Source organism: Xanthomonas sp. CPBF 426, from assembly GCF_903989465.1.
In the GTDB taxonomy this organism is placed as follows: Bacteria; Pseudomonadota; Gammaproteobacteria; order Xanthomonadales; family Xanthomonadaceae; genus Xanthomonas; species Xanthomonas euroxanthea.
Map to the genome: position 1 here is coordinate 2,983,727 of NZ_LR861805.1, position 24,104 is coordinate 3,007,830.

A 24,104-nucleotide genomic window follows, 5' to 3' on the forward strand; every position below is an offset into this window, starting at 1 on the left:
TGGCAGGAGCGCACTTGTGCGCGATGAGGCTTCACCGGGACAGCTTCATCGCGCGCCAGCGCGCTCCTACGGGCTACCCGTGGTCAGCCTTCCTGGGCGACCAGCTCGGCCAGCTGCACGGCGTTGAGGGCGGCGCCCTTGCGGATGTTGTCCGAGACGATCCACAGGTTCAGGCCGCGCGGATGCGACAGATCCTCACGGATGCGGCCGACGAACACCGCGTCCTTGCCGGACGCGTGCGTGACCGGCGTCGGGTAGCCGCCAGGCTTGCGCTCGTCCACCACTTCCACGCCGGGCGATGCGGACAGCAGCGCGCGCGCATCGTCGACGGTGATCTTGTCGCGGGTTTCGATCGCCACCGCTTCGGAGTGCCCGTAGAACACCGGCACGCGCACGGCGGTGGGGTTCACCTGGATGGAGTCATCGCCCAGGATCTTGCGCGTCTCCCAGACCAGCTTCATCTCTTCCTTGGTGTAGCCGTTGTCCTGGAAGTCGTCGATGTGCGGAATCAGGTTGAAGGCGATCTGCACCGGGAAACGCTGCGGGTCGATCTGCTGGAAGCTCAGCAGCTCGCTGGTCTGCTTGCCCAGCTCTTCCATCGCCGAACGCCCGCCGCCGGAGACCGACTGGTAGGTCGCCACATTGATGCGTTCGATGCCGTACTTGCGGTGGATCGGGCCGAGCGCGACCAGCATCTGCATGGTCGAGCAATTGGGGTTGGCGACGATGCCGCGCGGGCGCTGCTTCAGCGCTTCGGGATTGACCTCCGAGACCACCAGCGGCACGTCGTCGTCGTAACGGAACGCGGAGGAATTATCGATCACCACCGCGCCGGCGGCGGCGAACTTGGGGCCGTACTCCTTGGACACGCTGCCGCCCGCGGAAAACAGCGCGATGTCCACGCCGGTGGGGTCGAAGTCGGCCAGATCCAGCACATCGACCTTGCCGCCATTGAACTCGACCTGCCCGCCGGCCGAGCGTGCCGAGGCCAGCGCGTACAGGGTGGCGACCGGGAAGTTGCGCTCGGCCAGGATGCTCAGCATGGTCTCGCCGACAGCGCCGGTGGCGCCCACGACCGCGACGTTGAAACGACGGTTTTCGTTGCTCATGAGATTGTCTTTATCGAATGGGGAAAGAGGGGAACGCGCTTGCGCAGTGGGTTCGGGGAACCTCCAAAGCTGGCCGCGGAGGTTCCCTATCGTTTGGTCGTGGTGGTTTTGCCGGCGCCGGTGTTGGTCGCTTCGCCATCGCGCACGCCGGCCTGTTTGGCAGCGGCCACCGCATCGGCATTCAGCGCGCTCGGCGGATGGCCGGCATTGGGGCCTTTGCCCAGCGCGGCAATCAGGTTGTCCACCGCCAGCTGCACCATTGCGCGGCGCGTGGCCAGGCTGGCACTGCCGATATGCGGGGTGAGCACGACGTTGTGCAGGGCCAGCAGTTCAGGACGGACCGCAGGTTCGCCTTCATAGACATCCAGGCCGGCAGCGGCCAGGCGCCCATTGGCGAGCGCATCGGCCAGCGCGATTTCATCGACCAGGCCACCGCGCGCGATGTTCACCAGCGTGGCGCTCGCGCGCATCTTGCCCAGCGCGGCGGCATCGATGATGTGATGCGACTCCTTGGTGTACGGCAGCACCAGGACCAGGTGATCGGACTGCGCCAGCAGCGTGTCGAAGTCCACGTACCGCGCGCCGAGCGCCTGTTCGGTGGCGGCCGGCAGCTGGCTGCGGTTGTGATACAGCACGCGCATGCCAAAGCCGTGCGCGCCACGGCGGGCGATGCCCTGCCCGATCCGGCCCATGCCCAGGATGCCCAGCGTGCTGCCGTGGATATCGGCGCCGAGCATGGTCTTGAACGACCACTGCCCCCACTGCCCGTCGCGCAACCAGCGCTCGGCTTCGGTGATGCGGCGCGCAGTGGCCATCAGGACTGCAAAGCCGAGATCGGCCGTGGTCTCGGTCAGTACATCCGGCGTGTTGCTGGCCAGGATGCCGGCTGCACTGAGCGCGTCCAGATCCAGGTTGTTGTAGCCCACCCCGACATTGGCGATCGCACGCAGCCGCCGCGCGGAGCCGATTTCCGCCGCGCCGATACGCTCGTTGAGGGTGATCAAGGCACCGTCCAGCGATGCCAGCCGCGCGGCCAGGTCGGCCGGCGAATAGGCAGTGACGCGCTCGGTGGTGGTCAGCTCGAAATGCTCGCCCAGCTGCGCGACGACATCGTCGAACAGCGGCTGGCTGACCCACACCTTCGGGCGCGTTGCTTCAGACATCGACCTGACCAGGAATACGTGGCGCCACCTCGCCGACATCGCCGCACTGGGCGCGATGACGCAAGGCCTGGTCCATCAGCACCAATGCCATCATCGCCTCGGCGATCGGGGTGGCGCGGATGCCGACGCAGGGGTCGTGGCGGCCGGTGGTGATCACATCGACCACGGCGCCATCCGCATCCACGGTCGCGCCGGGCAGGCGCAGGCTGGAGGTCGGCTTGAGCACCATCGAGGCGGTGATCGCCTGGCCGGTGGAAATGCCGCCCAGGATGCCGCCGGCATGATTGCTGAGGAAGCCTTCCGGGGTGATCAGGTCGCGGTGCTCGGTGCCCTTCTGCGCGGCGCTGGCGAAGCCGTCGCCGATCTCCACGCCCTTGACCGCGTTGATGCTCATCAGGGCGGCGGCCAGTTCGGCATCGAGCTTGCCGTAGATCGGCTCGCCCCAGCCCGCCGGCACGCCGCCGGCCACCACGTCCACGCGCGCACCGACCGAATCGCCGGACTTGCGCAGCGCGTCCATGTAGGTTTCCAGCTCCGGCACCTGATCGGCATGCGGCCAGAAGAACGGATTGTCCTCGACCGCATTCCAGTCGAAACCGGTCGGGCGGATCTCGCCCAGCTGCGACAGGAACCCGCGCACCAGCACGCCATGGCGCTGCCTGAGCCACTTCTTGGCGATCACCCCGGCGGCCACGCGCATGGTGGTCTCGCGCGCGGACGAGCGCCCACCGCCGCGCGGATCGCGGATGCCGTACTTCTGCCAATAGCTGTAGTCCGCGTGCCCGGGGCGGAACTGCTGGGCGATGTTGCTGTAGTCCTTGCTGCGCTGATCGGTGTTGCGGATCAGCAGGCCGATCGGCGTGCCGGTGGTCCGGCCTTCATAGACGCCGGACAGGATCTCGATCTCGTCGGCTTCGCGGCGCGCCGAGGTATGCCGGCTCTTACCGGATGCACGCCGCTGCAGATCGTGGGTGAATTCTTCCGGCGCGATCTCCAGGCCCGGCGGGCAACCGTCGACCACGCAGCCGATCGCCGGCCCGTGCGACTCGCCGAAGGTGGTGACCGTCAACAGGCGGCCGAAACTGTTACTGCCCATGACGGCATCCTCTCAACATTGCAGCAGGTGGCGTGGCGCGCAGGATGCGCGGCAGGTGACGTGCCGCCACCAGCATCGGTGCCACCGCCAACAGGCCGCTGAACACCAGCGCAAAGACATCCAGCTTAATGCGCCCACTCAGCAGCCAATCGGCGAGCAGGTGCAGCGCAACGCCAGTTCCGACCAGCAGGCCGAGTGCAACAATGAGCGTGCGGCGCCGATGCGCACGCAAGGCCGCATCCGAACTGACCACCACGATCCACGCCGACACCAGGCCGAAAAACGCCATCAGGCCGAAGCCGATCTCCGCCCCCGCCCTCAACAAGCGCTGTGGCAAGGGACCGCCGTACATCGGGTCGAACAGGCGGTACACCACGTCGATCAAACTGAGCGGAATGCCGACGCCGAAGATGGACACCGGCAGCAGCAACAGCAGATCGCCCAGCTGCGGCCGCGTTGTGGACTCAGCGCGCACTGGCCAGCTCGGCGATGCGCGCGCCGTGCGCGATCAGTTCGCGGCATTCGACCGCGAAGATGCCCATCTGCCCGACCTTGAACTCGACCCAGGCCAGATCCACTTCCGGCAGCAGCTTGATCAGATGCTGCTCGGACTCGCCCACTTCACAGATCAGCAGACCGTCCTCGCTGAGGTGCTGCGGCGCATCGCGCAGGATCTTCAGCACCAGGTCCAGGCCATCGTCGCCCGCGCGCAACCCCAGCTCCGGCTCGTAGGAATACTCCTGCGGCAGCGCGTCGGTTTCGTCGTTGGTGACATACGGCGGATTGGTGACGATCAGGTCGTACTGGCGGCCGCCCAGCCCGGCGAACAGGTCCGACTTGAGCAGGGTGACGTTGTCGGCATGCAGGCGCGCCTTGTTTTCGGCGGCCAGTGCCAGCGCGTCGTCGCTGATGTCCACGCCGTCCACGTCCCACTGCGGGTTGTAGTGGCCCATGGCGATGGCGATACAGCCCGACCCGGTGCACAGATCCAGCGCGCGGGTGACTTCGCGGCCGCCCAGCCAGGGTTCGAAGCCGGCTTCGATCAACTCGGCGATCGGCGACCGCGGCACCAGCGCGCGCGCATCGCTCTTGAAACTGAGCCCGGCGAACCAGGCCTCGCCGGTCAGGTACGCCGCCGGCACGCGCTCGTTGATGCGGCGCTCGAACAAGCCCAGCACCTGCTCCTTTTCCGAACGCAGCAGGCGCGCCTGGCCATAGGCCGGGCCCAGGTCGTGCGGCAGGTGCAGGCTGTGCAGGACCAGCTGGGTGGCCTCGTCCAGCGCATTGTCGTAGCTATGGCCGAAAGTCAGACCGGCTGCATTGAAACGGCTGGTGCCGTAGCGGATCAGGTCGATGATGGTGTGCAGTTCGTCGGCCGCGGCGGCAGTCATGGCAACAACTAAAGAGGAATCGGCCCCCGATTATAGAGGTCGGATCGGTATCATGAGCGTCCGTTGCACTGGAAACCGCCATGTTCAATCGCAATACCGGCATCGTGCTGCTGGTGGCGCTGGCCGCCGGCCTGGGGCTGTTGCTGGGCCAGAAGTTCCTCGGCGCCGCGCCCAGCTCGCCGTGGCCGCCCACCCGGACCATCACCTTCTATCCGCAGCCACGCACCCTGCCGCAGTTCAGCCTGCGCCAGTCCGACGGCACCCAGCTGGTGCCCGGCGAGCTGAAGGGACATTGGACGCTGGTGTTTTTGGGTTTCACCTTCTGCCCGGATGTCTGCCCGACCACGCTGACGGACCTGGCGGTGGCGCAACAGCAATGGGAAACCATCCCCGATGGCCTGCGCCCGCGCGTGCTGTTCGTGTCGGTGGACCCGCAGCGCGATCCGCCGGCACGCCTAGGCGACTACGCGCATGCCTTCCACAAGGACACCCTGGCCGCCACCGCCGACGTACCGGCGCTGCAGCGCTTTGCCACCGCGCTGGGCTTCGTGTTCCAGAAGGTCCCGGGCAAGGGCTTTGCGGACAATCCCAACGACTACAGCATGGATCACTCCGCCGGCATCGCCGTGCTCGACCCGCAGGGCCGCCTGGCCGGGCTGATCCGTCCCCCGCTCGACCCCAAGGCGATCGCCGCCGACCTCCAGCAACTGACCAAGGTAACCGCTCCGTGAGTCTCGTCACTTCCCTGACCTACGTGCTGCCGCACCGGTTGCTGTCCTCGCTGGCGCGCGCGCTGGCCTATTCCGACACGCCATCCACCAAGCAGTGGTTGATCGACACGATCACGCGCAAGTTCGGCGTGGACCTGAGCGAAGCACTGGAGCCGGACCCGCGCGCCTATCCCACCTTCAATGCATTTTTCACCCGCGCGTTGAAGCCGGGCGCACGCGTGCCCGATGCCGACCCTGCGGCGCTGCTGATGCCTGCCGACGGCCGCATCAGCCAGCTCGGCCCGATCGAGAACGGCCGCATCTTCCAGGCCAAGGGGCAGTCGTTCACTGCCGCCGAATTGCTCGGCGACGCCGAAGCCGCGCAGCCGTTCACCGATGGCCTGTTTGCCACCGTCTATCTCTCGCCCAAGGACTACCACCGCGTGCATATGCCGTGGACCGGTACCCTGCGCGAAACCGTGCATGTGCCCGGCCGCCTGTTCAGCGTGGGACCGGATGCGGTGCGCAATGTGCCGCGGCTGTTCGCGCGCAACGAGCGCCTGGTCTGCCACTTCGACACCGACTTCGGCCCGATGGCCTCGGTGATGGTGGGTGCGCTGCTGGTGTCGGGCGTGGAAACGGTGTGGAGCGGCGTGGAGATCCCGCGTTATGGCGATCGCATCACGCGCACCGATTATCGCGGCAAGGGCATCGTGCTGGAGCGGTTTGCGGAGATGGCGCGCTTCAACTACGGCTCGACCGTGATCGTGCTGCTGCCGCCAGGTGTCGCCAAGCTCGAAGGCGGACTTGCTGCAGAGACGGCGGTTCGCCTGGGGCAAGCGCTCGCACGTCGCCAGGTGGGCTGATCACCGCCGCGCGCCTGCGATTGCCCGCTTCGGTTGCAAGTGATGCAACAGCGACGCCCTCGTAGGAGCGGGCCTGACCGCGACAGGGCTTTCTCGACGAAGTTCGATGCGCAGGCGCATGTTGCCCTCCCAGCCTCCGATGTAGAGCATCCTCGCCCACGCTGGAACTGCCCGGACTGCTTCGTCGCGGCCAGGTCCGCTCCTACAAGGGCGCAGCCCGGCGCAGTGGCCCGATGCGGTAGGCTTGCCTGCGCTGGCCGACGATCGCCGCTGGTCAGCTCGATGGTCTACTCCGATACAGGAGCATGGGTCCGCGGCGAAACGCCGCCGTGACGGTGTCATCGCCGCCAGGCTCGCTCGCTACAAGACCGATGCCCACTCCGGCTCCCAACAAGAACGATGCGGTTGTAGGAGCGGGCCCGACCGCGACGTGGCATTCGCAGTGAGGCTGGGGGCTTGCGCCTTCCTGACTCCGGCCTCCGATTCGGAACTGCCTTGCCTGCGCTGGAACTACCCGGACTGCTTCGTCGCGGCCAGGTCCGCTCCTACGGGGCGCCCTACCGCTTCTAACGGAGCGCGGCTCGGCGCCGCTCGCCGAAGCAGTTGACCGATGCTCTAACCGACGTGGCACTGCACGCGCTTGTCAGCGATCGCAACCGGCCAGCTTGATGCTTTGCCCCGGCTTGAGCGCGTACGACGGCGCCTTCAGGCCATTGGCCTTGGCCAGTTCCTTGATTTCGCACTGGTATTTCTGCGCGACGCGGCCAAGCGTGTCGCCCCTGGCGATAGTGTAGCTGCGCGCCTGCCTGGCCTTGGGCTTGGCGATCGCCGGCTGGCCGGTGGCCACGGTGGTCGGCACGCCAGCCATCGGGCTGACATCGCCCACCGCCACGCTCGGCACGTACTCCGGAGCGCCGCTGCTGCGCACGATCGCGCTGTTGAGGTCGGCGGTGATCAGGGTGCGCGCCAGGTCCGCGCGCGGGCCGCTGACGCAGTAGCGCGTGTACAGGCTGGCGATGCGGTTGGTGGCGTTGATGACGGTGCCGGCCGGGATCCAGCCATCAGATTCGTAGCGCGGGTTGAGGTTGCGCAGTGCGCGCATGTAGCCGTCGCGCGTACCCATGCTGCCCAGGCAGATGGTGAGCTCGTAGATGGTGGTGGACTTGGCCAGCTTCAGCGTGGCCGGCTGCGCGTCGAGCTTGGCGAAGTCCACGCCATACTGGCGCGGGTGCAGGAAGATCCAGGCCGCCGCGATCACCATCGGCACGTAGTCCTTGGTTTCGGCCGGGAACTGGTTGTAGACGTCCTGCTCCCAGAACCCGCGCCCGCCGCTCTGCGTGAACACGCGCGCGGCGCGGCCTTCGCCGCCGTTATAGGCGGCCAGCGCCAGTTCGATGTTGCGGTTGAGCCCGGCCATGCGCTCGTTGAGGTAGGCAGCGCTGGCCTCGGCGGCGCTGCGTGCATCAAAGCGCGTGTCGAAGCCGGTGCCGTCCGGGCCCAGCCCGAAGCGACGCCCGGTGGCGGGCATGAACTGCATCAACCCAGCCGCACCGGCGCGCGAGCTGGCGTGCACCTTGCCGTTGGATTCCTTGGCCATGATGCCGAACAGCAGCGCCTCGGGCAGGCCGCGTTTCTGCCATTCCGGCCACATCACCCCGCGCAGGTTGCTGTAGTTCTCGTAGCTGGTCAGCAGCGCCGGGCGCATGTCGGTGAGCCAGCGGCGGATGCCGGCCTGCACCGCGGGGTTGTACTGCACCATCTTGTCGAAATCGTGGCGCTGGTCGTTGAGCAACGTGGCCGCACGCGCCGCCTCGGGCACGCCGTTGGCCGCCGGGCCGAGGTGGTCCGGGTCGGCCTGCAGCAGCGTGTCGTCGTCTTCCGGATCCTCGGCGGCCGGGGCCTCGGCATCGGCGCGCGCCTTCAGCAGGCGCTTGTAGGTGGCCAGCTGATTGGCGACCAGGCAGCCGCGCTGCTTGATGCAGGCGTCGATGACGTCTTCCATGTCTTCCAGCGCGGCATCGCCTTCGGCAGTGCCCTTGGGGTCGGAGTTGTTCACCAGCACCAGCGCATCGCGATAACGCTTTTCGGCGGCGGCCATGCGGGCATCGAGCACGGCCGCCTTCTCCGTGTCGCGTTTGGAAATGGCGTGGGCAGCGGGGACGACAGACATCAGCGCCACCACGACCAGAACCGGCCATGGGCGCAAACCAAAATGAGCGAGCGGCATCGTAGGCAGTACAGCGGAAAGGCAGGCAGGGTAGCCGCCGGGGCAACACCGGGGCAAGGCGGCGTGGGCAGCAGGGTCAGTGGGCCGTTAGCTTGGCCGTTGCGCCCGGCGCGTGGAATGCCCGCAGCCACTGGCGGTCAGCGTCTGTCAAACCGGCGGCGGCGTCGAACTGCCGGCTGGCGATTGGCAGCGGACCGGCCGACCAAAGTACGGGGTCGCCCCCGCGCGATTTGGCCAGCCACGTTGCCCGCTAGAATCCGGCTTTTCCCACCGGACCTGCGCAATGGCCTCGTTCCTGCTCGGCAAAGGCGTCACCGACGACATCCCGGTCGTGCTGGAAGGACGCTTCGGTAACCGCCACGGGCTGGTGGCCGGCGCCACCGGCACCGGCAAGACCGTGACCCTGATGACCCTGGCCGAAGGCTTCTCGCGCCTGGGCGTACCGGTGTTCCTGGCCGACGTGAAAGGTGATGTCGCCGGCCTGGCGATGGCCGGCGATGGCGCCGCCGGCGTGCTGCAGCGCGCCACGGAGATCGGCATCGCCGACTACGCGCCGGCCGCCAGCCCGGTGGTGTTCTGGGACCTGTACGGCCAGCTCGGCCATCCGGTGCGCACCACCGTCAGCGAGATGGGCCCTACCCTGCTGGCGCGCATCCTGGAACTCAACGACACCCAGTCCGGCGTGCTCGACATCGTGTTCAAGCTGGCCGACGACCGTGGCCTGCTGTTGCTGGACCTGGACGACCTGCGCGCACTGCTCGCACTGGTGGTCCAGGAGCGCAAGGAACTGTCCACCAGTTATGGTCTGGTCTCCAGCCAGTCGGTGGCCGCGATCCAGCGCGCCCTGCTGCGGCTGGCGCAGGACGGCGGCGAGCACTTCTTCGGCGAGCCGGCGCTGGAGCTGGCCGACCTGATGCGCGTGGCGCCGGACGGCCGCGGCGTGATCGGCATCTTGGCGGCCAACCAACTGGTCCTCAAGCCGAAGCTGTATTCCACCTTCCTGCTGTGGCTGTTGTCGGAGCTGTTCGAACGTTTGCCCGAGGTGGGCGACCTGGAACACCCCAAGCTGGTGTTCGTGTTCGACGAAGCGCATCTGCTGTTCGACGACGCGCCGGCCGCACTGGTGCAGCGGATCGAGCAGGTGGTCCGGCTGATCCGCTCAAAGGGCGTGGGCGTGTATGTCTGCTCGCAGTTTCCCGACGACATTCCGGACAACATCCTCGGCCAATTGGGTAATCGCGTGCAGCATGCCTTGCGCGCGTTCACCCCGCGCGACCAGAAGGCGGTCAGGACCGCGGCGCAGACCTTCGTGGCCAATCCCAGGCTCGATGTGGCCACGGCGATCTCCAGCCTCGGCACCGGCGAGGCACTGGTGTCGCCACTGCACGGCAAGGGCGTGCCGGCACCGGTGCAGCAGACCTTGATCGCCCCGCCACGCTGCCGCATGGGTGCCATCAGCGAGACCGAGCGCGCGCAGGTGCGCGCCGCCAGCCCGGTCGGCACCCGCTACGACACCGCAATCAACCGTGAATCGGCCGCCGAGCTGCTGGCGCGCCGCGTCGAGCAGGTCGCCGAACATAACGCCGCACCGGCGGCGCGCACCAGCGCGGATGACGACGCGCAAGACAGCGGCTTCGGCAAGGCGGTCAAGGACGCGGTGTTCGGCACCAGCCGCCGCCAGGGCATGCTTGAGACGATGGCCAAGCAGACCTCGCGTACGATCGGCAACAAGATCGGCCAGCAAATCGTGCGCGGTATCTTCGGCAGCATCTTCGGTGGGAAGCGCTGATCGCAGTGACAAACAACAAGGACGAACGCTATGCGCAAGACATGGCCCCATTTCGGCGGGGTTGCAGTGATTGTCCTGGCTGCCACCCCGAGCGTCGCACAGACACAGCAACACAATCCTGACTACGACTACACACCGGGTTCCAACTATGGCCCGATCCAATGGCCATTACGCCGCCAACATCTTCTCGCCGGACATTATGTAGGCAGGCTGCAGGTCGCAGTGGATCGACTCGACTGCCCCACCGCTATTGCAGATTTGCGGTTAGAGGCAATCAAAGGTGACCAGGACAGCCACCGCTACACCCTAAAGTACACGTGCCTGTCCGGGCGGGACCCGGACTATCGCAAGCGTACCGTGACACTGCGCAGCACCTGGTGGATCGACGAGATAGCGGGTAGCTGTCTTGTGCTGGAAAGAGAACCGGATCCAAAGCGCACGATTTCCTCTTATCCACTCTATGGCTTTCGCATCGACGCAAATGGCGACCCCAAACTCAAGGTTGCCAGCTTGCTATCGCAGGACGGGTCCGACTGTGAGAGCGGTGGAGCATCCGAATACGTCGATAAGCAACTTAAACGCATTCGCTGACTGCAGCATTCCTTCGCTGCCGGCAGCTGAAAAGCTGCCAGCGATCCACACTAACGATGCTCACTGCTTAGCCCAGCACACCATGCAACTTGGCGTATTGCAGCAACATGATGGTCTTGGCATCGGCGATCTCGCCGGTAGCGATCATCGCCAGCGCGGAGTCGAGGGACAGTTCCAGCACCTCGATCTCCTCGCCGTCTTCTTCGAGCCCGCCGCCCTCGCCGACCTTGTCGCCGTCGAAGTATTCGCCGACAAAGAAATACAGACGTTCAGTGACCGAGCCCGGGCTCATGAACGCCTCGAACACCTTGCGCACGTTGTCGATCCGGTAGCCGGTTTCCTCTTCGGTTTCCTTGCGGATGCAGGTCAGCGCATCGTCCTGATCCAGCAACCCGGCGCAGGCTTCGATCAGCATGCCGTCGGGGTTGCCGTTGAGCAGCGTCGGCAAACGGAACTGGCGGGTGAGCATCACCGTCTGCCTGGCACGGCTATACAGCAGGATGGTGGCGCCATTGCCACGATCGTAGGCCTCGCGCGACAGGGTCTGCCAGCGGCCGTTCTTGCGCTGAAAATCGAACGTGACCTTGCGCAGCACGTACCAATTGTCCGAGAGCACATCGATGCTGCGAATGCGGACCTGCGGGTTGCCGGTGGCGGATGGATTCAAGCGACACTCCTGGTGATGCGAGCGATGGCAGTGCCGGGACGCGGCGCGCCCGGTCGCTCGTATGGGCCGCAAGGATTGCGGCGGGCCACCATGTTACCTACCGCTCAGTCGGCGCGTCAGGCAATGACGCACATAGTGCATCGGCGGCCTGTCGATACACGCATCATGCCATCGGAGACCTGACGCGCCCCGATGCAATGCCGGCGCTGACACCCGCCCGGCCGGGCCAGCAAATATCCAGACCGTGACGGCGACATGCCGCCAAGCAATGGCCATTCCAGACTCAGTTGATTCGCCCTGCCCCAATTGCGCGACGGCACGCGCCACCGCACAATCCGTTCACATCACACGCCTGGGGAGCGTCATGGAAGACCGTTTTCGCGCACGCAAGGTGGCCGCGCAGACCGCGCCGGCACCGTTCTGGACCCGCATTCCTGCCATCGCCAGCTATCCGCTGCGCGGCTCGGCGCTGTACGCATTGATTGCACTGACGCTGTGCAGCGCGCTGCTGGTGCTGCCGGGCATCCTGAAACTGGTGATTGCCGGCGTGCTGGGCATGGCCACCTACACCTATGCCTTCGACATCCTGCGCCATACCGCCGACGGGCAAGCCGATGCTCCGCGGCTGGGCTACAACAGCTTCGACAGCGCGGTGCTGCGGCTGATCCTGCTGGCGTTTGCGCTGGGCATCGTCATCGGTGCGGCAGGCGTGCTGGCGGGCAAGCCCGGCCTGACCATCGCGTACCTGGTGGTGCAGTTGCTGCTGCCGGGCATGATGATTGCGCTGGCCATCGACGGCAGCCTGCGCCGCGCCCTCAACCCGGCCGTGTCGATCGACATGGCTCTGCGCATCGGCTGGCCGTATCTGGCCGCATACGGTTTGCTGTACGTGATCCAGGGCAGCGCTACCGCAGCGATCTTCATCGCGGTGAAGTCTCTGCCGCCGATCGTGCGCGAGGCGACGATCGTGATCGCCTCGATCTGGAGCCTGTTCGCCAGCTTCCACCTGATGGGTTATCTGGTGTACCAGTACCACGAAGAACTGGGCTACGTTCCCAGCGGCGGCGCGGCGTCCGAGCGCGAAGACCCGGATCAGCGCCTGCTCGACGAAGCAGAACAGTACGTGCGCGATGGCCATTCCGACGAAGCATTCCAGACACTGCGCGCGGCGGTGCGTTCGCGTGCGGTGAGCCTGGCGGTGCACGAGCTGTATCAGCGCCTGCTGCGTCAACACCGTCGCAACGACGAACTGCGCGAGCACACCCGCCAGTACATCAATCGTCTGCTGCAGGAAAGACAGGAGCGTCGCGCGCTCGGGTTGCAGCGCGAAGCGCTGGATGGCGACTCCACGTTTACCCCGCTGACGCCTGAGCAAGCCACCTTGCTGGCCGAGCGCGCGAAGATGGCCGGGCAGTTCCAGCTGGCGACCGATGGACTGCTTGCGGCCATCGCCGCATGGCCGCGCGATCGGATGATGCCGGCCTGGTCACTGGACGCGGGCCTGCTGCTGGCCGAACGGTTCGGCCGCGACGAGCAGGCGCGCGAGGTACTGCAAGACGCACTGGCTCACTGCGACGATGATGCACTGCGCGCGAAGCTGGAAGCCGTGTTGAAAGCAGTGGCGATCCAGCCAGCCTGAGCAGCCAACAAAGCTTTTTAAGGCGCATATCAGATGCTCCACCATCGGTCCGTCGCGCGACGTGTACTGCTCGCAGCCCTACAGACCGACCATCTCGACTGGTCCTTGCCCGCCCACCGTCGCGGGACCTTACGCGGCATGGATGCCGCGCAAGAGCCTACATGGACGTACTTGCGGCGTGTCCTGCGATGGTGGGCGGGTAAGGGCCCTGCAGCCAGGCTGCAGATCCACCGCTCTGCAACTCATCCATCCGCGCTAGATAATTCTGCTCGAGGCAGAAGACACAACAGCAACCCGGACCTCGCGTAGCAGTGTCCTTCAAGTGCAGTCAAATGCCAGGTCAAAAGCTCGGTGAGTCGAGCGCGCGGTGCCCTCACCGCTTGCGTTGGCAACACGGATCGCGCAGAAACCACTCATCCGTTTTCGAGCAAAAAGCGCGCCTTGCTGGCCTGTGCCTGCTCGGGGAACTGCTCCAGCAGCTGACGCAGCAAGCGCGTACGCTGCGCGCCGTCCTGCAACTCGCCGTGTCGCAAGGCCAGCACGAACCAGTGCTGCGCCAGCTCGTCGCGCGGCACATCCAGCCCAACCTCCTTCAACAGACGTTCGGCATCGGCCAGCAGTCCATTGCGCAGGCAGGTGGCGATCAGCGCCATGCGGGCCGATGGCGCGTAGTCGATCCCGGCCTTGCTCAGTTCGGCAGCCACCGTCAGCTGGTTGCGCGTCTGTTCGGCGTGATGGGTGTGCAGCTGCAATAGCGTCTGCGCATGCCGCACGCTGTCCTGGCTGCGACCGGCATTGCGCGCGGTGCGGTAGCGCGCGAGCGCCACGTCCAGACGATGCGGCTGCTCGCTGGCAAGCTCCGCCAGCAGGCGCTCGGCTTCCGCGTTTTCCATGCGTCCCAGATGTCGCTGCGCGCGCTCCCAGCGATCGTCCACCAGCACTGCCTCGTTCTCCTCCATAAAGGACTCACGCGTGCGCCGCAGCAGCACCAACGCGACGCCGAGCAACGCGCCACTGATCAGGCCACCGGCATGTGCCTCGAAGGCGACGTCGCCGTTGTCGTTCCAGAACAGGCTGTACAGCTCCCAACCCAGCCACAGCGGCAGCAGCAGGATCGCCGGACCGCGCACGTAGTCGAATACCACGAAGAACCAGTAGAAGAAGCGCACCTTGCGCCGGCCCCAGACCACGCAGAACGCGCCCATCAAGGCGGCGATCGCACCGGAGGCGCCCAGGCCACCGCCCGGCGCTCCCCAGCGCCACCACAGGCTGGCCGCGCTGGCGCCGAACCCGCCGAGCAGATACAGCAGCAAGAACCAGCCGCTGCCGATCGCCCCTTCCAGCAAGGTGCCCAGCGCCAGCAGAAACAGCATGTTGCCCAGCAAATGATCGAAGCTGCCATGCAGGAAGGTGGCCGTCAGCATCCTCGCGGGAGACCACTCGGAGCTGCGCTGCAGATGCCGCAGCGTGAACACCCTGGACAGGCGTGCATCGTAGGGGGCGCGCAATATGCGCCATTCGCTCAAGCGCGCCTGGTCCTCGAACAATGCGCCGCTGCGCAACGCCTGTGCGAAGGCCACGTCGTGCATCGTCAGGTGCGCCAGATACGCAAGGCGTTGGCGCGCCGGCACGCTGTCCAGCCTGGCCCGGCGCGCTGCGCGCAGCTTGGCGTCGTTGCTCTGCTCCAGGTAACGCAGGTGCGCTTGCGCCTCCAGTGCACCCAGACCGGATTCGACGTAATAGCGCACCGCGTTTTCGACCAGCGCATCGTCCTTGCGCTGATAGCCCAGGTAGACCACCACATTGATCAGCACCAGCAGCAGGGTCACCCAGGGAATGTTCTGGCGTGACCAGGGCTTGTGCAGCGGCATCAACAGCATGACAACGTCCGTGTCCGAGGTGCGCAAAGCTTCGCCGTGCCGCGGCAGATGCGCAAGCCGGCCATGCGCGCTAGCATCGCGGCCCTGCCGTCCGACACACCCGCCCATGAGCCGCTGGCGCCCGCCCGCCGAAAAAAGCACCGCACTGATCACGCCCGACGGCCATGCCCGGCTCAAGGCCGAGCTGGAAGAGCTCTGGCGCGTGCGTCGGCCGGAGGTGGTGCGTGCGCTGGCCGCCGCCGCGGCCGAAGGCGACCGCTCGGAGAACGCCGAGTACACCTATCGCAAGAAACAGCTCGGCGAGATCGACCGCCGCGTGCGTTATCTGAGCAAACGGCTGGAAGCGTTGCGCGTGGTGGATACCGCCCCCACCGACCCGCAGGCAGTGTTCTTCGGGGCGCAGGTGGAGCTGGAAGATGCCGACAGCGGCGAGCTGCTGCGCTACCGCATTGTCGGCCCTGACGAAACCGACGCCGGGCGCGGCTGGATCAGCATCGACTCGCCCTTGGCACGCGCGCTGCTGAAAAAACGCGTGGACGACGAGTTCGAAGCGCAGTTGCCGTCGGGCAAGCACAGCTTCGTGGTGGTGTCGGTGGATTACGCCACTCAGTAGGCAAGTGATCGCACTCTGCTGACCTGCGTGTAGGAGCGCACTTGTGCGCGATGGGGCGTCATCGATAAGGCCCCATCGCGCACAAGTGCGCTCCTACGGACAGATGTGCAAGGACCAGCGCCCAGTTACACCATCTGCAGATTCAACGCGCGTCCCTGCTGGATTGCGACATTGGCCGGCAATGCATCGCCGAACAGATCGTGCTCGTCGCTGTCGGTGATCTCCACATCGACCAGATCGCCGACCTTCAAGCCGCGCTCGCCGCCGTTCTGGATATGTACCAGGCCATCGATCTCCGGTGCGTCCGCGCGCGAGCGCGCCACCGCGATATCGTCTTCGATCAGGTCGACCAGGCATTGCTGCACGCTGCCGATCTTCGCCTCCAGCCGCGCGGCAGAAATTTCCGCCTGCCGGGCCATGAAGCGCGCCAGGCGCTCCTGCTTGAGCTCTTCCGGCACCTGATCCGGCAGCGCGTTGGCGCTGGCGCCTTCCACCGGGGAATAGGCGAACGCACCGACGCGATCCAGCTGGGCCTGATCCAGGAAGTCGAGCAGGGATTCGAACTCGGCATCGGTCTCGCCGGGGAAGCCGACGATGAAGGTGGAGCGCACCGTGATCTCCGGGCACATCGCCTTCCAGCGCTGCACGCGCTCCAGGGTTTTTTCCACCGCGCCCGGGCGCTTCATCAGCTTGAGGATGCGCGGGCTGGCGTGTTGGAACGGGATGTCCAGATACGGCAGCAGCTTGCCTTCGGCCATCAGCGGAATCACATCGTCCACGTGCGGGTACGGATACACGTAATGCAGGCGCGTCCACACGCCCAGTTCCGACAAGCCTTCGCACAGCGCCTTCATGCGGGTCTGGTACATGCGGTCGCGCCACGGGCGCTCGGCATACTTCAGATCCACCCCGTAGGCAGAGGTGTCCTGCGAGACCACCAGCAATTCCTTGACCCCGCCGCGCACCAGCCGCTCGGCTTCGCGCAGGACCTCATCCACAGGACGCGAGGCCAGGTCGCCGCGCATGGACGGGATGATGCAGAAGCTGCAACGGTGATTGCAGCCTTCGGAAATCTTGAGATACGCGTAATGGCGCGGGGTCAGCTTGATGCCGTAGTCGGGCACCAGATCCACGAACGGGTCGTGGCGCGGCGGCAATGCGGCATGCACCGCCTCCATCACGCTCTGGTAGTCCTGCGGGCCGGACACTGCCAGCACCTGCGGGTAGGCCTCGCGAATTTGCTCCGGGCGCTTGCCCAGGCAGCCGGTGACGATCACCTTGCCGTTGGCGTTCATCGCCTCGCCGATCGCGTCCAGCGACTCGGTCACCGCCGAATCGATAAAACCGCAGGTGTTGACCACCACCACGTCGGCAGCGTCGTAGCTGGGCACGATGTCGTAGCCCTCCACGCGCAGCTGGGTGAGGATGCGTTCGGAGTCGACGAGCGCCTTCGGGCAGCCAAGGCTGACGAAGCCGACTTTGGGGTTCAGCTGGGACATGGAAGCAGGAGCCTGGGAACGGAGCGGCCTGGGGCCTGAGTGGAGCAATTATAGCGGCGCACGGGCAGCGCTCTGAACCGCGCGCCGGGCAAGCAATCTCATCTTAGCGAGTCCCTCACCTGCAGCGCCGCCGATCCGGTCGATAATGCGCGCCTTCCCCCTTACCGCAGCAGGAGTTCCCATGGGTCACTGGACCACGCTCGACACCCCCGACGGCCAGGTCGCCGCCTGGCACGCCACCCCGACCTCCAGCCCGCGCGGCGGCCTGGTGGTGATCCAGGAAATCTTCGGCGTCAACGAACATATCCGCGCGGTGGCCGACGACTACGCCGCGCGCGGCTACGAAGTGCTGGCGCCGGCCTTCTTCGACCTGGAAGAGAAGGACGTACAACTGCCCTACGACCAGGAGAGCCTGCAGCGCGGCCTGGCACTGGCCAATGCGGTCGGCCTGGAGCGCGCGGTGGAGGTGGTCAAATCCGCTGCCACCCTGCTCAGCCGCGCCGGCAAGGTCGGCACCGTGGGCTATTGCTGGGGCGGCTCGGTGGCGCTGCTGTCGGCGATCCGCCTGGGGCTGCCCTCGGTGAGCTATTACGGCGGCCGCAATACCCAGCTGCTGGACGAAACCCCGACCGCACCGGTGATGTTCCACTTCGGTGAGCAGGACAGCAGCATTCCGCCCGAGGCGATCCAGGCCCACCGCGAGAAGCTGCCGCAGATGGAGACCTTCGTGTATCCCACCGGCCACGCCTTCAACCGCAGCATCGACCCGAACCACTACGACGCCGACAGCGCCGAGCGTGCGCTGCAACGCACCCTGGGCTTCTTCGAAGCGCATCTGGGATGAGCGAGGTTGCAGCAGGCATGTCCGAGGCGAGCGGCTTCCAGCTCGATGCGCGGCTGGCCGCCGACAGCGTGTTCGTCGCCGACGGACCGCTGTCGCAGGTGCGGCTGATGGACGACAGCCGCTTCCCATGGCTGCTGCTGGTGCCGCGGGTGGCCGATGCCAGCGAGTGGATCGATCTGGATGGCGGCCAGCAGCGCCTGTTGCTGGCCGAGATCAATCAGCTCTCGCAGTTGCTGCGGGTCGAGCCCGGGGTCGCCAAGCTCAATATCGGCGCGCTGGGCAACATCGTGCAGCAGTTGCATGTGCACCTGGTCGGCCGGCATCCGGGCGATGCGGCCTGGCCCGGCCCGGTCTGGGGTAGCGGCAGCGCGCAGCGCTTCGACCCCGATACGCTGCAGCAGCGTGTCGCTGCATGGGCGCAGCGGCTACGATAGGCGCCCGCCTCACAACCACCTTCCCGCATGAAATCCAATGTCGTCGCCGCACTGATCCTGATCCTCGTCGGCCTGCTGTTCCTGGCCAACAACCTGGGCTGGACCAATGTCAGTCTTGGCCGGCTGATCGCCACCTGGTGGCCGGCGGCGTTGGTTGCCTGCGGTGTGGGGATGTTGTTTGGGCGCGGCAAGTAGTCGGAAATCGGGAATCGGGATTGGGGAATCGTGAGAGTGGGCTTCAGGCGCTGTTGATTCCCTGGTTTGCTTTGGTGTCTTCCAAGAGACAGCCCGATTGCGCGCTGGCGCCGTCTGGCCGCTGATTCGCCAGCCTGTGCCCCTGGCTACCTCTCGGCTTTGCCGACATGACGTTTGTCATCCACACGTGTTGACTTCCGGCACCTGATCGGTGGGCGTGTTGCGCGCAGCATGGGCGCACACCTACCGAGGACATTGCCATGCACTATCGCCTGATTCCCGCCCTGTTCCTGATCACGCTGGGCACGCTGTTTCTGCTGGACAACCTCGGGCTGGCCCGTATCGACCTGGGCAACCTGGTGTCGACCTGGTGGCCTGCACTGCTGATCGCCGCCGGCGTGCGCCAACTGCTGCGCTACCGCGAGCGGGCCACCGCGACCTGCTGAAGGCCGCGGCCGCACCACTGCATCAGGTGCGCGGCAGGGTCACGCCGGTCTGGCCCTGATACTTGCCGCCGCGGTCCTTGTACGAGGTCTCGCAGACCTCGTCGGACTGGAAGAACAGCATCTGCGCCACGCCTTCGTTGGCGTAGATGCGCGCAGGCAGTGGCGTGGTGTTGCTGAATTCCAGCGTGACGTGGCCTTCCCACTCCGGCTCCAGCGGGGTCACGTTGACGATGATGCCGCAACGCGCATAGGTGCTCTTGCCCAGGCACACCACCAGGGTGTCGCGCGGGATGCGGAAGTATTCCACCGTCCGCGCCAGCGCAAAGCTGTTCGGCGGGATGATGCACACATCCGATTCGATATCGACAAAGCTGCCCGGGTCGAAGTGCTTGGGGTCGACGATCGTCGAGTTGATGTTGGTGAAGATCTTGAACTCGCGCGAGCAGCGCACGTCGTACCCGTAGCTGGAGGTGCCGAAGCTGACGATGCGCTGGCCGGCGGCATCGTGCTTGATCTGCCCGGGCTCGAACGGCTCGATCATCGCGTGCTGTTCGGCCATGCGCTTGATCCAGCGGTCGCTCTTGATGCTCATGCGGTGTTCCTTGAAGACGGAAGGCGGCAGGCCGAGCGGCCCGCGCGAAAGGCAGCGAATTCTAGCAAGCGGCCGGCACCAGCGGCCGGCCTGCGCACTACAGCAACGACGCCGAAATCGGGATGCTGGCGCGCGGACGCTTGCCCAGCTCCTCGGAAAGCCGCGCGGCGGCAGCCAGATAGGCCCGCGCTGCCGCCGACTCCGGCGCGGCCACCACGATCGGCTGGCCGGCATCGCCCTGCTCGCGGATCGCAATCGCCAATGGCAACGACCCGAGCAAGGGCACACCGTACTGCGCGGCCATGCGCTCGCCACCGCCTTCGCCGAACAGGTGCTCGCGGTGACCACAGCTGGAGCAGGTATGCACCGCCATGTTCTCGACGATGCCAAGCACCGGCACCTCGACCTTTTCGAACATCTTCAAGGCCTTGCGCGCGTCCAGCGTGGCGATGTCCTGCGGCGTGGTGACGATCACCGCACCGGCCACCGGGATCTTCTGCGACAAGGTCAGCTGGATGTCGCCGGTGCCCGGCGGCAGGTCGATCAGCAGGTAATCCAGGTCGTCCCACAGTGTGTCGTTGAACAGCTGGGTCAGCGCCGAGGTTGCCATCGGCCCGCGCCAGATCATTGGCGCGTCCTGGTCGACCAGCAAGCCGATCGACATCGCCTCGATGCCGAACGCGCGCAACGGCTCGATCGACTTGTTGTCCGGGCTGTCCGGCCGCCCGCTCAGGCCCAGCATCGCCGGCACGCTCGGCCCATAGATATCCGCATCCAGCACGCCCACGCGTGCGCCCTGCTGACGCAAGGCCAGCGCCAGATTCACCGCCGTGGTGGATTTGCCCACCCCGCCCTTGCCGGAGCCGACCGCGATCACATTGCGGATCCGCGGATGCGGCGCCAACGCGCCCTGCACCGCATGCGCGGGGATTCTGCGTTCGCCGGTCATGCGCCTGCGCTCCGGGAGAGATCGATCGCCTTGCTTGAAGCGCGTTGCACCATCGTCGTCATTGTCTGCCTGATTGCTCGTGCTGGCGCCGCAGCGATGGCTGCATCGCCAGCCGCAGCGCTGGAAAGGGCGTCAGTTTACCCAGTCCGGCCACAGGCAGACGCGTTGCAAGCCGTCAGCAGCCAGGCGCGCCGCGGACTCATGCACGTGTCGACCAATGACAAATTTCACAAATGTGGACACATGATTAAGGAATTGTTACGTTCGAATTCAAATTCAGCCAACGCTCAGCGAGCGCGACTGTTTCGCCAAATCCCAGCGAGGAATCCGCAAGGTCATGTCGAGTCGTCTTCCGCAACACACCCAGCGTCATAGTTTGAGCACCGCGTTGTTTGCCGTGCTGGCCGCTTCTGCCGGCCACGCCGCCGCGCAGTCGGAAAGCGGAGTCGCGCCCGGCACCACCGATCTGGACAAGGTCACCGTCACCGGCTCGCGCATCGCGCGTACCGGCTTTGTCACGCCCTCGCCGGTCACTGCGATCAGCGCCGAGGAAATCCGCGCCACCGGCGCGACCACCATCAGCGATCTGATGGCGCGCATGCCCGCGCTGGCACCGAGCTACACGCTGGGCAACTCCACCCGCTTCATCGGCACCGCCGGGCTGGGCCTGCTCGACCTGCGCGGCATGGGCGTGGACCGCACATTGGTACTGGTCAACGGCCGCCGCCATGTTGGTTCGAGCCCGGGCTCGACCGCGGTGGACGTCAACACCATTCCGGTGGAATGGGTCGAACGCGTGGAAGTCATCACCGGTGGCGCCTCGGCCGTGTATGGCGCCGACGCGGTGGCCGGCGTGGTCAACTTCATCCTCAAGAAGAACTTCACCGGTTTCGAGACGCGTGCGCAGACCGGCCTGGCCGACGAGGGCAACTACAACCGCTCCTTCGCCAGCTTCTCGGCAGGCACCGACTTTGCGGACGGCCGCGGCAACATCGCGGTGTCCGGCGAATACAGCAAGCAGGACCGCTTCGGTCGCGGCAACCGCGCCATCGGCCGCGAATATCTGGTGTCGGTTCCGAACCCCGCGTTCGACCCAAGCCAACCGCCGAGCGAACGCAATCCGCAGAATGTGCTCAGCGGCCCGGGCGGCAATCATTCCACGTCCTACGGCGGCACCTTCAACCTGGGCACCTTCGATTTCCGCAACCCGGCCAGCTATGGCAACCGCTACCTGTTCAACCAGGACGGCAGCTTCCGCCGCAATCGCTACAACGGCCCGGTGGTCAGCAATACCTCGTGCGTGGATTGCGATTTCGTCGATCTGAATGCGGTTGCCGACCTGCAGCCCGGCTTCGATCGCAAGAGCGTCAATACCATGATCAACTTCGAGATCAGCGCGAACCATCGCCTGTTCTTCGAGGGCAAGTACAGCGAGACCGATTCGGAATTCTTCGGCCAGCCGGCATTCGACAGCTCGCTGCGCGTGCGTCGCCAGAATCCGTATGTCAGCCCCGAACTCGGTGCGCTGATGGATTCGCGCGGTGCCACCCAGATCCTGATGAACCGCTTCAACGTCGATGCCGGCCGCCGCGGCGAGAACATCGAGCGCAAGACCTACCGCGCAGTGCTCGGCGCCGAAGGCAATTTCACTGACAACTGGAGCTACGACGTGTCTGCCAACTACGGCAAGACCACGGTCGACCGCCTGAACCTCAACAACCGCATCAATGAGCGCTGGCAAGCCGGTATCGACGCCGCACGCGATGCTGGCGGCAACATCGTCTGCCGCACCACGCTGGATCCGGGCGCGATCAACCCCCACACCAACCGTGTCTATTCGGCCCTGGCGCGCGAGGGCTGCGTGCCGTTCAGTGTGTTCGGCAACGGCGCGGTGACCCCGGAAGCAGCGGCGTGGTTCAACACCACCGCGCGCTCGCAGGCCAAGATCCAGCAGACCGTGTTCAGCGCATCGGTGGCCAACAGCAACCTGCTGTCGCTGCCGGCCGGCGACATCGGGTTTGCCGGCGGCGTGGAGTACCGCAAGGAGCAGAGCGAGGAAATCACTGATCCGCTGGCGGCCTCGGGCGCGACCTTCCTCAACGCCATCCCCAATAGCGGTGGCGAGTACACCGTCAAGGAAATCTTCGTCGAGAGCACCATTCCGTTGCTCGCCGGCCTGCCGGGCGTGGACCGGTTGGCGCTGGACGTGGCAGGCCGCTATTCGGACTACGACAGCATCGGCTCGACCAAGACCTGGAACGTCGGCCTGGACTGGACCATCATCCCCTCGCTGCGTCTGCGCGGCACGCTGGCACAGGCAGTGCGCGCGCCCAGCATCGGCGAGCTGTACGACTCGCAGAGCGAGAACTTCGCGACCATCAACGATCCCTGCAACTACCTGCCGACCAACACCAACCGCCCGGGCACCGCGGGCGACGTGGCATTGCGCCAGGCCAACTGCAGCGCGCTGGGCGTGCCGGTGGGCTGGATCGACACCTTCACCTCCACCCGCCCCGGCGTCAGCGGCGGCAACCCGGAGCTGAAGCCGGAGCGCGCGCGCAGCCTGTCCTATGGCCTGGTGTGGCAACCGGAGTTCTTCGAAGGCTTCGGCATGTCGATCGACTACTGGCGCATCGACCTGCAGGACGCGATCGGCACCGTGACCGCAGAGACCAATGCCACGCGTTGCGTGGACAATCCAGGTGGCATCGACAACAGCTTCTGCGGCTTCGTGCAGCGCGCCCCGCTGGGTGGATTCACCGACCCGCAGGGCCGCATCTATCCAGAGCACAGCATCATCGGCTGGCAGGCGCTCAATGAAAACCTGTCACGCTCGCGGCGTGTGGGCGTGGATCTGGAAATGGACTACCGCTTCCAGCTCGGCGAAGGCAACACCGTGCTGCGCCTGGTCGGTACGCGCCTGATCCAGTCGCGCGAATGGGTGTTCCAGGACTTCCCGGCCGAGTACGACGAGTACGTGACCTACGTGACCGACCCGCGCTGGCGCGCGCAGTTCCAGACCAAGTACAACTGGAATGAATGGCGCGCTTCGTGGGACATGAACTACGTGGACGGCAACCTGCGCGTGACACCGGAAAGCTACAACAGCAATCCGGGCTCGGCCAGCCCGATCAGGAACGGCTCGTACACCTATCACAACTTCCAGTTCGGCTATCAGTTTCCCGGCTCGAAGATCGACGTCTACCTCGGCATCGACAACGCCTTCGACAAGGATCCGCCGCGTAACTACTTTGGCTCGGACTTCACCTCTGCGCTGTACGACAACGTCGGACGGTTCTTCTATCTGGGGACAACGGTGCGGTTCTAACCCGGGAATGACGCTTGAAAAGACGCCCCGCTTGCCGGGGTTTCTTTTTGCCACGTGGCGAGCGCGGCCGTGATGC

At 65.9% G+C, this 24,104-nt stretch carries 22 protein-coding genes; 11 read left to right on the forward strand and 11 right to left on the reverse strand.

What is annotated here, in order from left to right:
* Positions 1–83 precede the first annotated feature (83 nt).
* The 5 genes from H7A87_RS12750 to prmB form a co-directional block, all read right to left on the reverse strand.
* On the reverse strand, positions 84–1,109 hold the full coding sequence (locus tag H7A87_RS12750; RefSeq protein WP_016903697.1) for an aspartate-semialdehyde dehydrogenase: 1,026 nt from the start codon (positions 1,107–1,109) through the stop codon (positions 84–86).
* 86 nt (positions 1,110–1,195) lie between these two features.
* The gene (locus H7A87_RS12755) at positions 1,196–2,272 is read right to left on the reverse strand and encodes a D-glycerate dehydrogenase (RefSeq protein ID WP_119128525.1); all 1,077 of its coding nucleotides are present in this window, start codon (positions 2,270–2,272) and stop codon (positions 1,196–1,198) included.
* Positions 2,265–3,368 carry a chorismate synthase gene (gene aroC, locus H7A87_RS12760; protein WP_119128524.1) on the reverse strand — a complete coding sequence of 368 codons (1,104 nt, stop codon included), beginning with the start codon at positions 3,366–3,368 and terminating at the stop codon, positions 2,265–2,267. The genes H7A87_RS12755 and aroC overlap by 8 nt, the downstream gene beginning before the upstream one ends.
* Positions 3,358–3,843 (reverse strand): hypothetical protein, encoded by a 486-nt coding sequence (locus tag H7A87_RS12765; RefSeq protein WP_119128523.1) that lies wholly within the window; start codon positions 3,841–3,843, stop codon positions 3,358–3,360. The genes aroC and H7A87_RS12765 overlap by 11 nt, the downstream gene beginning before the upstream one ends.
* Positions 3,833–4,759 (reverse strand): 50S ribosomal protein L3 N(5)-glutamine methyltransferase, encoded by a 927-nt coding sequence (gene prmB / locus H7A87_RS12770; RefSeq protein WP_016903701.1) that lies wholly within the window; start codon positions 4,757–4,759, stop codon positions 3,833–3,835. The genes H7A87_RS12765 and prmB overlap by 11 nt, the downstream gene beginning before the upstream one ends.
* Before the next feature lie 80 nt (positions 4,760–4,839).
* Here prmB and H7A87_RS12775 point away from each other — a divergent pair, with 80 nt between their 5' ends.
* Positions 4,840–5,490 carry an SCO family protein gene (locus H7A87_RS12775; RefSeq protein WP_104648026.1) on the forward strand — a complete coding sequence of 217 codons (651 nt, stop codon included), beginning with the start codon at positions 4,840–4,842 and terminating at the stop codon, positions 5,488–5,490.
* Positions 5,487–6,335 carry an archaetidylserine decarboxylase gene (gene asd, locus H7A87_RS12780; protein WP_119128522.1) on the forward strand — a complete coding sequence of 283 codons (849 nt, stop codon included), beginning with the start codon at positions 5,487–5,489 and terminating at the stop codon, positions 6,333–6,335. The genes H7A87_RS12775 and asd overlap by 4 nt, the downstream gene beginning before the upstream one ends.
* A gap of 643 nt (positions 6,336–6,978) precedes the next feature.
* On the opposite strand, the gene H7A87_RS12785 is transcribed toward asd, so the two are convergent.
* Positions 6,979–8,562 carry a transglycosylase SLT domain-containing protein gene (locus tag H7A87_RS12785; RefSeq protein WP_104581940.1) on the reverse strand — a complete coding sequence of 528 codons (1,584 nt, stop codon included), beginning with the start codon at positions 8,560–8,562 and terminating at the stop codon, positions 6,979–6,981.
* A 283-nt stretch (positions 8,563–8,845) separates the two neighbouring features.
* Here H7A87_RS12785 and H7A87_RS12790 point away from each other — a divergent pair, with 283 nt between their 5' ends.
* Complete coding sequence (locus H7A87_RS12790) at positions 8,846–10,351, forward strand: helicase HerA-like domain-containing protein (protein WP_119128520.1); 1,506 nt, start codon at positions 8,846–8,848, stop codon at positions 10,349–10,351.
* 66 nt (positions 10,352–10,417) lie between these two features.
* Positions 10,418–10,942: a hypothetical protein gene (locus H7A87_RS12795; RefSeq protein ID WP_104648260.1), complete on the forward strand. Its 525-nt coding sequence runs from the start codon at positions 10,418–10,420 to the stop codon at positions 10,940–10,942.
* A 67-nt stretch (positions 10,943–11,009) separates the two neighbouring features.
* Here H7A87_RS12795 and nudK read toward each other — a convergent pair whose 3' ends face one another.
* Positions 11,010–11,609 (reverse strand): GDP-mannose pyrophosphatase NudK, encoded by a 600-nt coding sequence (gene nudK, locus H7A87_RS12800; protein WP_119128519.1) that lies wholly within the window; start codon positions 11,607–11,609, stop codon positions 11,010–11,012.
* Positions 11,610–11,973: 364 nt separating this feature from the next.
* On the opposite strand from nudK, the gene H7A87_RS12805 reads away from it, so the two are divergent.
* Positions 11,974–13,248 (forward strand): DUF4013 domain-containing protein, encoded by a 1,275-nt coding sequence (locus tag H7A87_RS12805; RefSeq protein ID WP_164739841.1) that lies wholly within the window; start codon positions 11,974–11,976, stop codon positions 13,246–13,248.
* Between the two features lie 413 nt (positions 13,249–13,661).
* Here H7A87_RS12805 and H7A87_RS12810 read toward each other — a convergent pair whose 3' ends face one another.
* On the reverse strand, positions 13,662–15,128 hold the full coding sequence (locus tag H7A87_RS12810; protein WP_180496679.1) for a rhomboid family intramembrane serine protease: 1,467 nt from the start codon (positions 15,126–15,128) through the stop codon (positions 13,662–13,664).
* 106 nt (positions 15,129–15,234) lie between these two features.
* Here H7A87_RS12810 and greB point away from each other — a divergent pair, with 106 nt between their 5' ends.
* Positions 15,235–15,741 carry a transcription elongation factor GreB gene (gene greB, locus H7A87_RS12815; protein WP_119128516.1) on the forward strand — a complete coding sequence of 169 codons (507 nt, stop codon included), beginning with the start codon at positions 15,235–15,237 and terminating at the stop codon, positions 15,739–15,741.
* Positions 15,742–15,866: 125 nt separating this feature from the next.
* On the opposite strand, the gene rimO is transcribed toward greB, so the two are convergent.
* Complete coding sequence (rimO, locus tag H7A87_RS12820; RefSeq protein ID WP_119128515.1) at positions 15,867–17,240, reverse strand: 30S ribosomal protein S12 methylthiotransferase RimO; 1,374 nt, start codon at positions 17,238–17,240, stop codon at positions 15,867–15,869.
* 181 nt (positions 17,241–17,421) lie between these two features.
* On the opposite strand from rimO, the gene H7A87_RS12825 reads away from it, so the two are divergent.
* The 4 genes from H7A87_RS12825 (at position 17,422) to H7A87_RS12840 (ending at position 19,159) form a co-directional block, all read left to right on the forward strand.
* Positions 17,422–18,084, forward strand: a complete 663-nt coding sequence (locus tag H7A87_RS12825) for a dienelactone hydrolase family protein (RefSeq protein ID WP_104648033.1) — start codon at positions 17,422–17,424, stop codon at positions 18,082–18,084.
* Positions 18,081–18,518: an HIT family protein gene (locus tag H7A87_RS12830; protein ID WP_119128514.1), complete on the forward strand. Its 438-nt coding sequence runs from the start codon at positions 18,081–18,083 to the stop codon at positions 18,516–18,518. The genes H7A87_RS12825 and H7A87_RS12830 overlap by 4 nt, the downstream gene beginning before the upstream one ends.
* Before the next feature lie 27 nt (positions 18,519–18,545).
* Positions 18,546–18,713, forward strand: a complete 168-nt coding sequence (locus H7A87_RS12835) for a DUF5668 domain-containing protein (protein WP_006452352.1) — start codon at positions 18,546–18,548, stop codon at positions 18,711–18,713.
* A gap of 260 nt (positions 18,714–18,973) precedes the next feature.
* Positions 18,974–19,159: a DUF5668 domain-containing protein gene (locus H7A87_RS12840; RefSeq protein WP_024939537.1), complete on the forward strand. Its 186-nt coding sequence runs from the start codon at positions 18,974–18,976 to the stop codon at positions 19,157–19,159.
* A gap of 22 nt (positions 19,160–19,181) precedes the next feature.
* Here H7A87_RS12840 and dcd read toward each other — a convergent pair whose 3' ends face one another.
* Together dcd and apbC are read right to left on the reverse strand one after the other, a co-directional pair.
* The gene (gene dcd, locus H7A87_RS12845; RefSeq protein WP_010366727.1) at positions 19,182–19,751 is read right to left on the reverse strand and encodes a dCTP deaminase; all 570 of its coding nucleotides are present in this window, start codon (positions 19,749–19,751) and stop codon (positions 19,182–19,184) included.
* 97 nt (positions 19,752–19,848) lie between these two features.
* The gene (apbC, locus tag H7A87_RS12850) at positions 19,849–20,700 is read right to left on the reverse strand and encodes an iron-sulfur cluster carrier protein ApbC (protein WP_119128513.1); all 852 of its coding nucleotides are present in this window, start codon (positions 20,698–20,700) and stop codon (positions 19,849–19,851) included.
* Positions 20,701–21,037: 337 nt separating this feature from the next.
* On the opposite strand from apbC, the gene H7A87_RS12855 reads away from it, so the two are divergent.
* Positions 21,038–24,028 carry a TonB-dependent receptor gene (locus tag H7A87_RS12855; RefSeq protein ID WP_119128512.1) on the forward strand — a complete coding sequence of 997 codons (2,991 nt, stop codon included), beginning with the start codon at positions 21,038–21,040 and terminating at the stop codon, positions 24,026–24,028.
* Positions 24,029–24,104: the final 76 nt, after the last annotated feature.

Bases quoted from the DNA above. Each gene is read 5' to 3' on its own strand.
- dcd (WP_010366727.1), bottom strand. From the start codon at position 19,751: ATGAGCATCAAGAGCGACCGCTGGATCAAGCGCATGGCCGAACAGCAC.
- aroC (WP_119128524.1), bottom strand. From the start codon at position 3,368: ATGGGCAGTAACAGTTTCGGCCGCCTGTTGACGGTCACCACCTTCGGC.
- H7A87_RS12810 (WP_180496679.1), bottom strand. From the start codon at position 15,128: ATGCTGTTGATGCCGCTGCACAAGCCCTGGTCACGCCAGAACATTCCC.
- H7A87_RS12750 (WP_016903697.1), bottom strand. From the start codon at position 1,109: ATGAGCAACGAAAACCGTCGTTTCAACGTCGCGGTCGTGGGCGCCACC.
- H7A87_RS12785 (WP_104581940.1), bottom strand. From the start codon at position 8,562: ATGCCGCTCGCTCATTTTGGTTTGCGCCCATGGCCGGTTCTGGTCGTG.
- H7A87_RS12840 (WP_024939537.1), top strand. From the start codon at position 18,974: ATGCACTATCGCCTGATTCCCGCCCTGTTCCTGATCACGCTGGGCACG.
- greB (WP_119128516.1), top strand. From the start codon at position 15,235: ATGAGCCGCTGGCGCCCGCCCGCCGAAAAAAGCACCGCACTGATCACG.
- apbC (WP_119128513.1), bottom strand. From the start codon at position 20,700: ATGACCGGCGAACGCAGAATCCCCGCGCATGCGGTGCAGGGCGCGTTG.
- H7A87_RS12855 (WP_119128512.1), top strand. From the start codon at position 21,038: ATGTCGAGTCGTCTTCCGCAACACACCCAGCGTCATAGTTTGAGCACC.
- rimO (WP_119128515.1), bottom strand. From the start codon at position 17,240: ATGTCCCAGCTGAACCCCAAAGTCGGCTTCGTCAGCCTTGGCTGCCCG.
- H7A87_RS12755 (WP_119128525.1), bottom strand. From the start codon at position 2,272: ATGTCTGAAGCAACGCGCCCGAAGGTGTGGGTCAGCCAGCCGCTGTTC.
- prmB (WP_016903701.1), bottom strand. From the start codon at position 4,759: ATGACTGCCGCCGCGGCCGACGAACTGCACACCATCATCGACCTGATC.
- H7A87_RS12825 (WP_104648033.1), top strand. From the start codon at position 17,422: ATGGGTCACTGGACCACGCTCGACACCCCCGACGGCCAGGTCGCCGCC.
- H7A87_RS12790 (WP_119128520.1), top strand. From the start codon at position 8,846: ATGGCCTCGTTCCTGCTCGGCAAAGGCGTCACCGACGACATCCCGGTC.
- H7A87_RS12830 (WP_119128514.1), top strand. From the start codon at position 18,081: ATGAGCGAGGTTGCAGCAGGCATGTCCGAGGCGAGCGGCTTCCAGCTC.
- H7A87_RS12775 (WP_104648026.1), top strand. From the start codon at position 4,840: ATGTTCAATCGCAATACCGGCATCGTGCTGCTGGTGGCGCTGGCCGCC.
- H7A87_RS12835 (WP_006452352.1), top strand. From the start codon at position 18,546: ATGAAATCCAATGTCGTCGCCGCACTGATCCTGATCCTCGTCGGCCTG.
- H7A87_RS12805 (WP_164739841.1), top strand. From the start codon at position 11,974: ATGGAAGACCGTTTTCGCGCACGCAAGGTGGCCGCGCAGACCGCGCCG.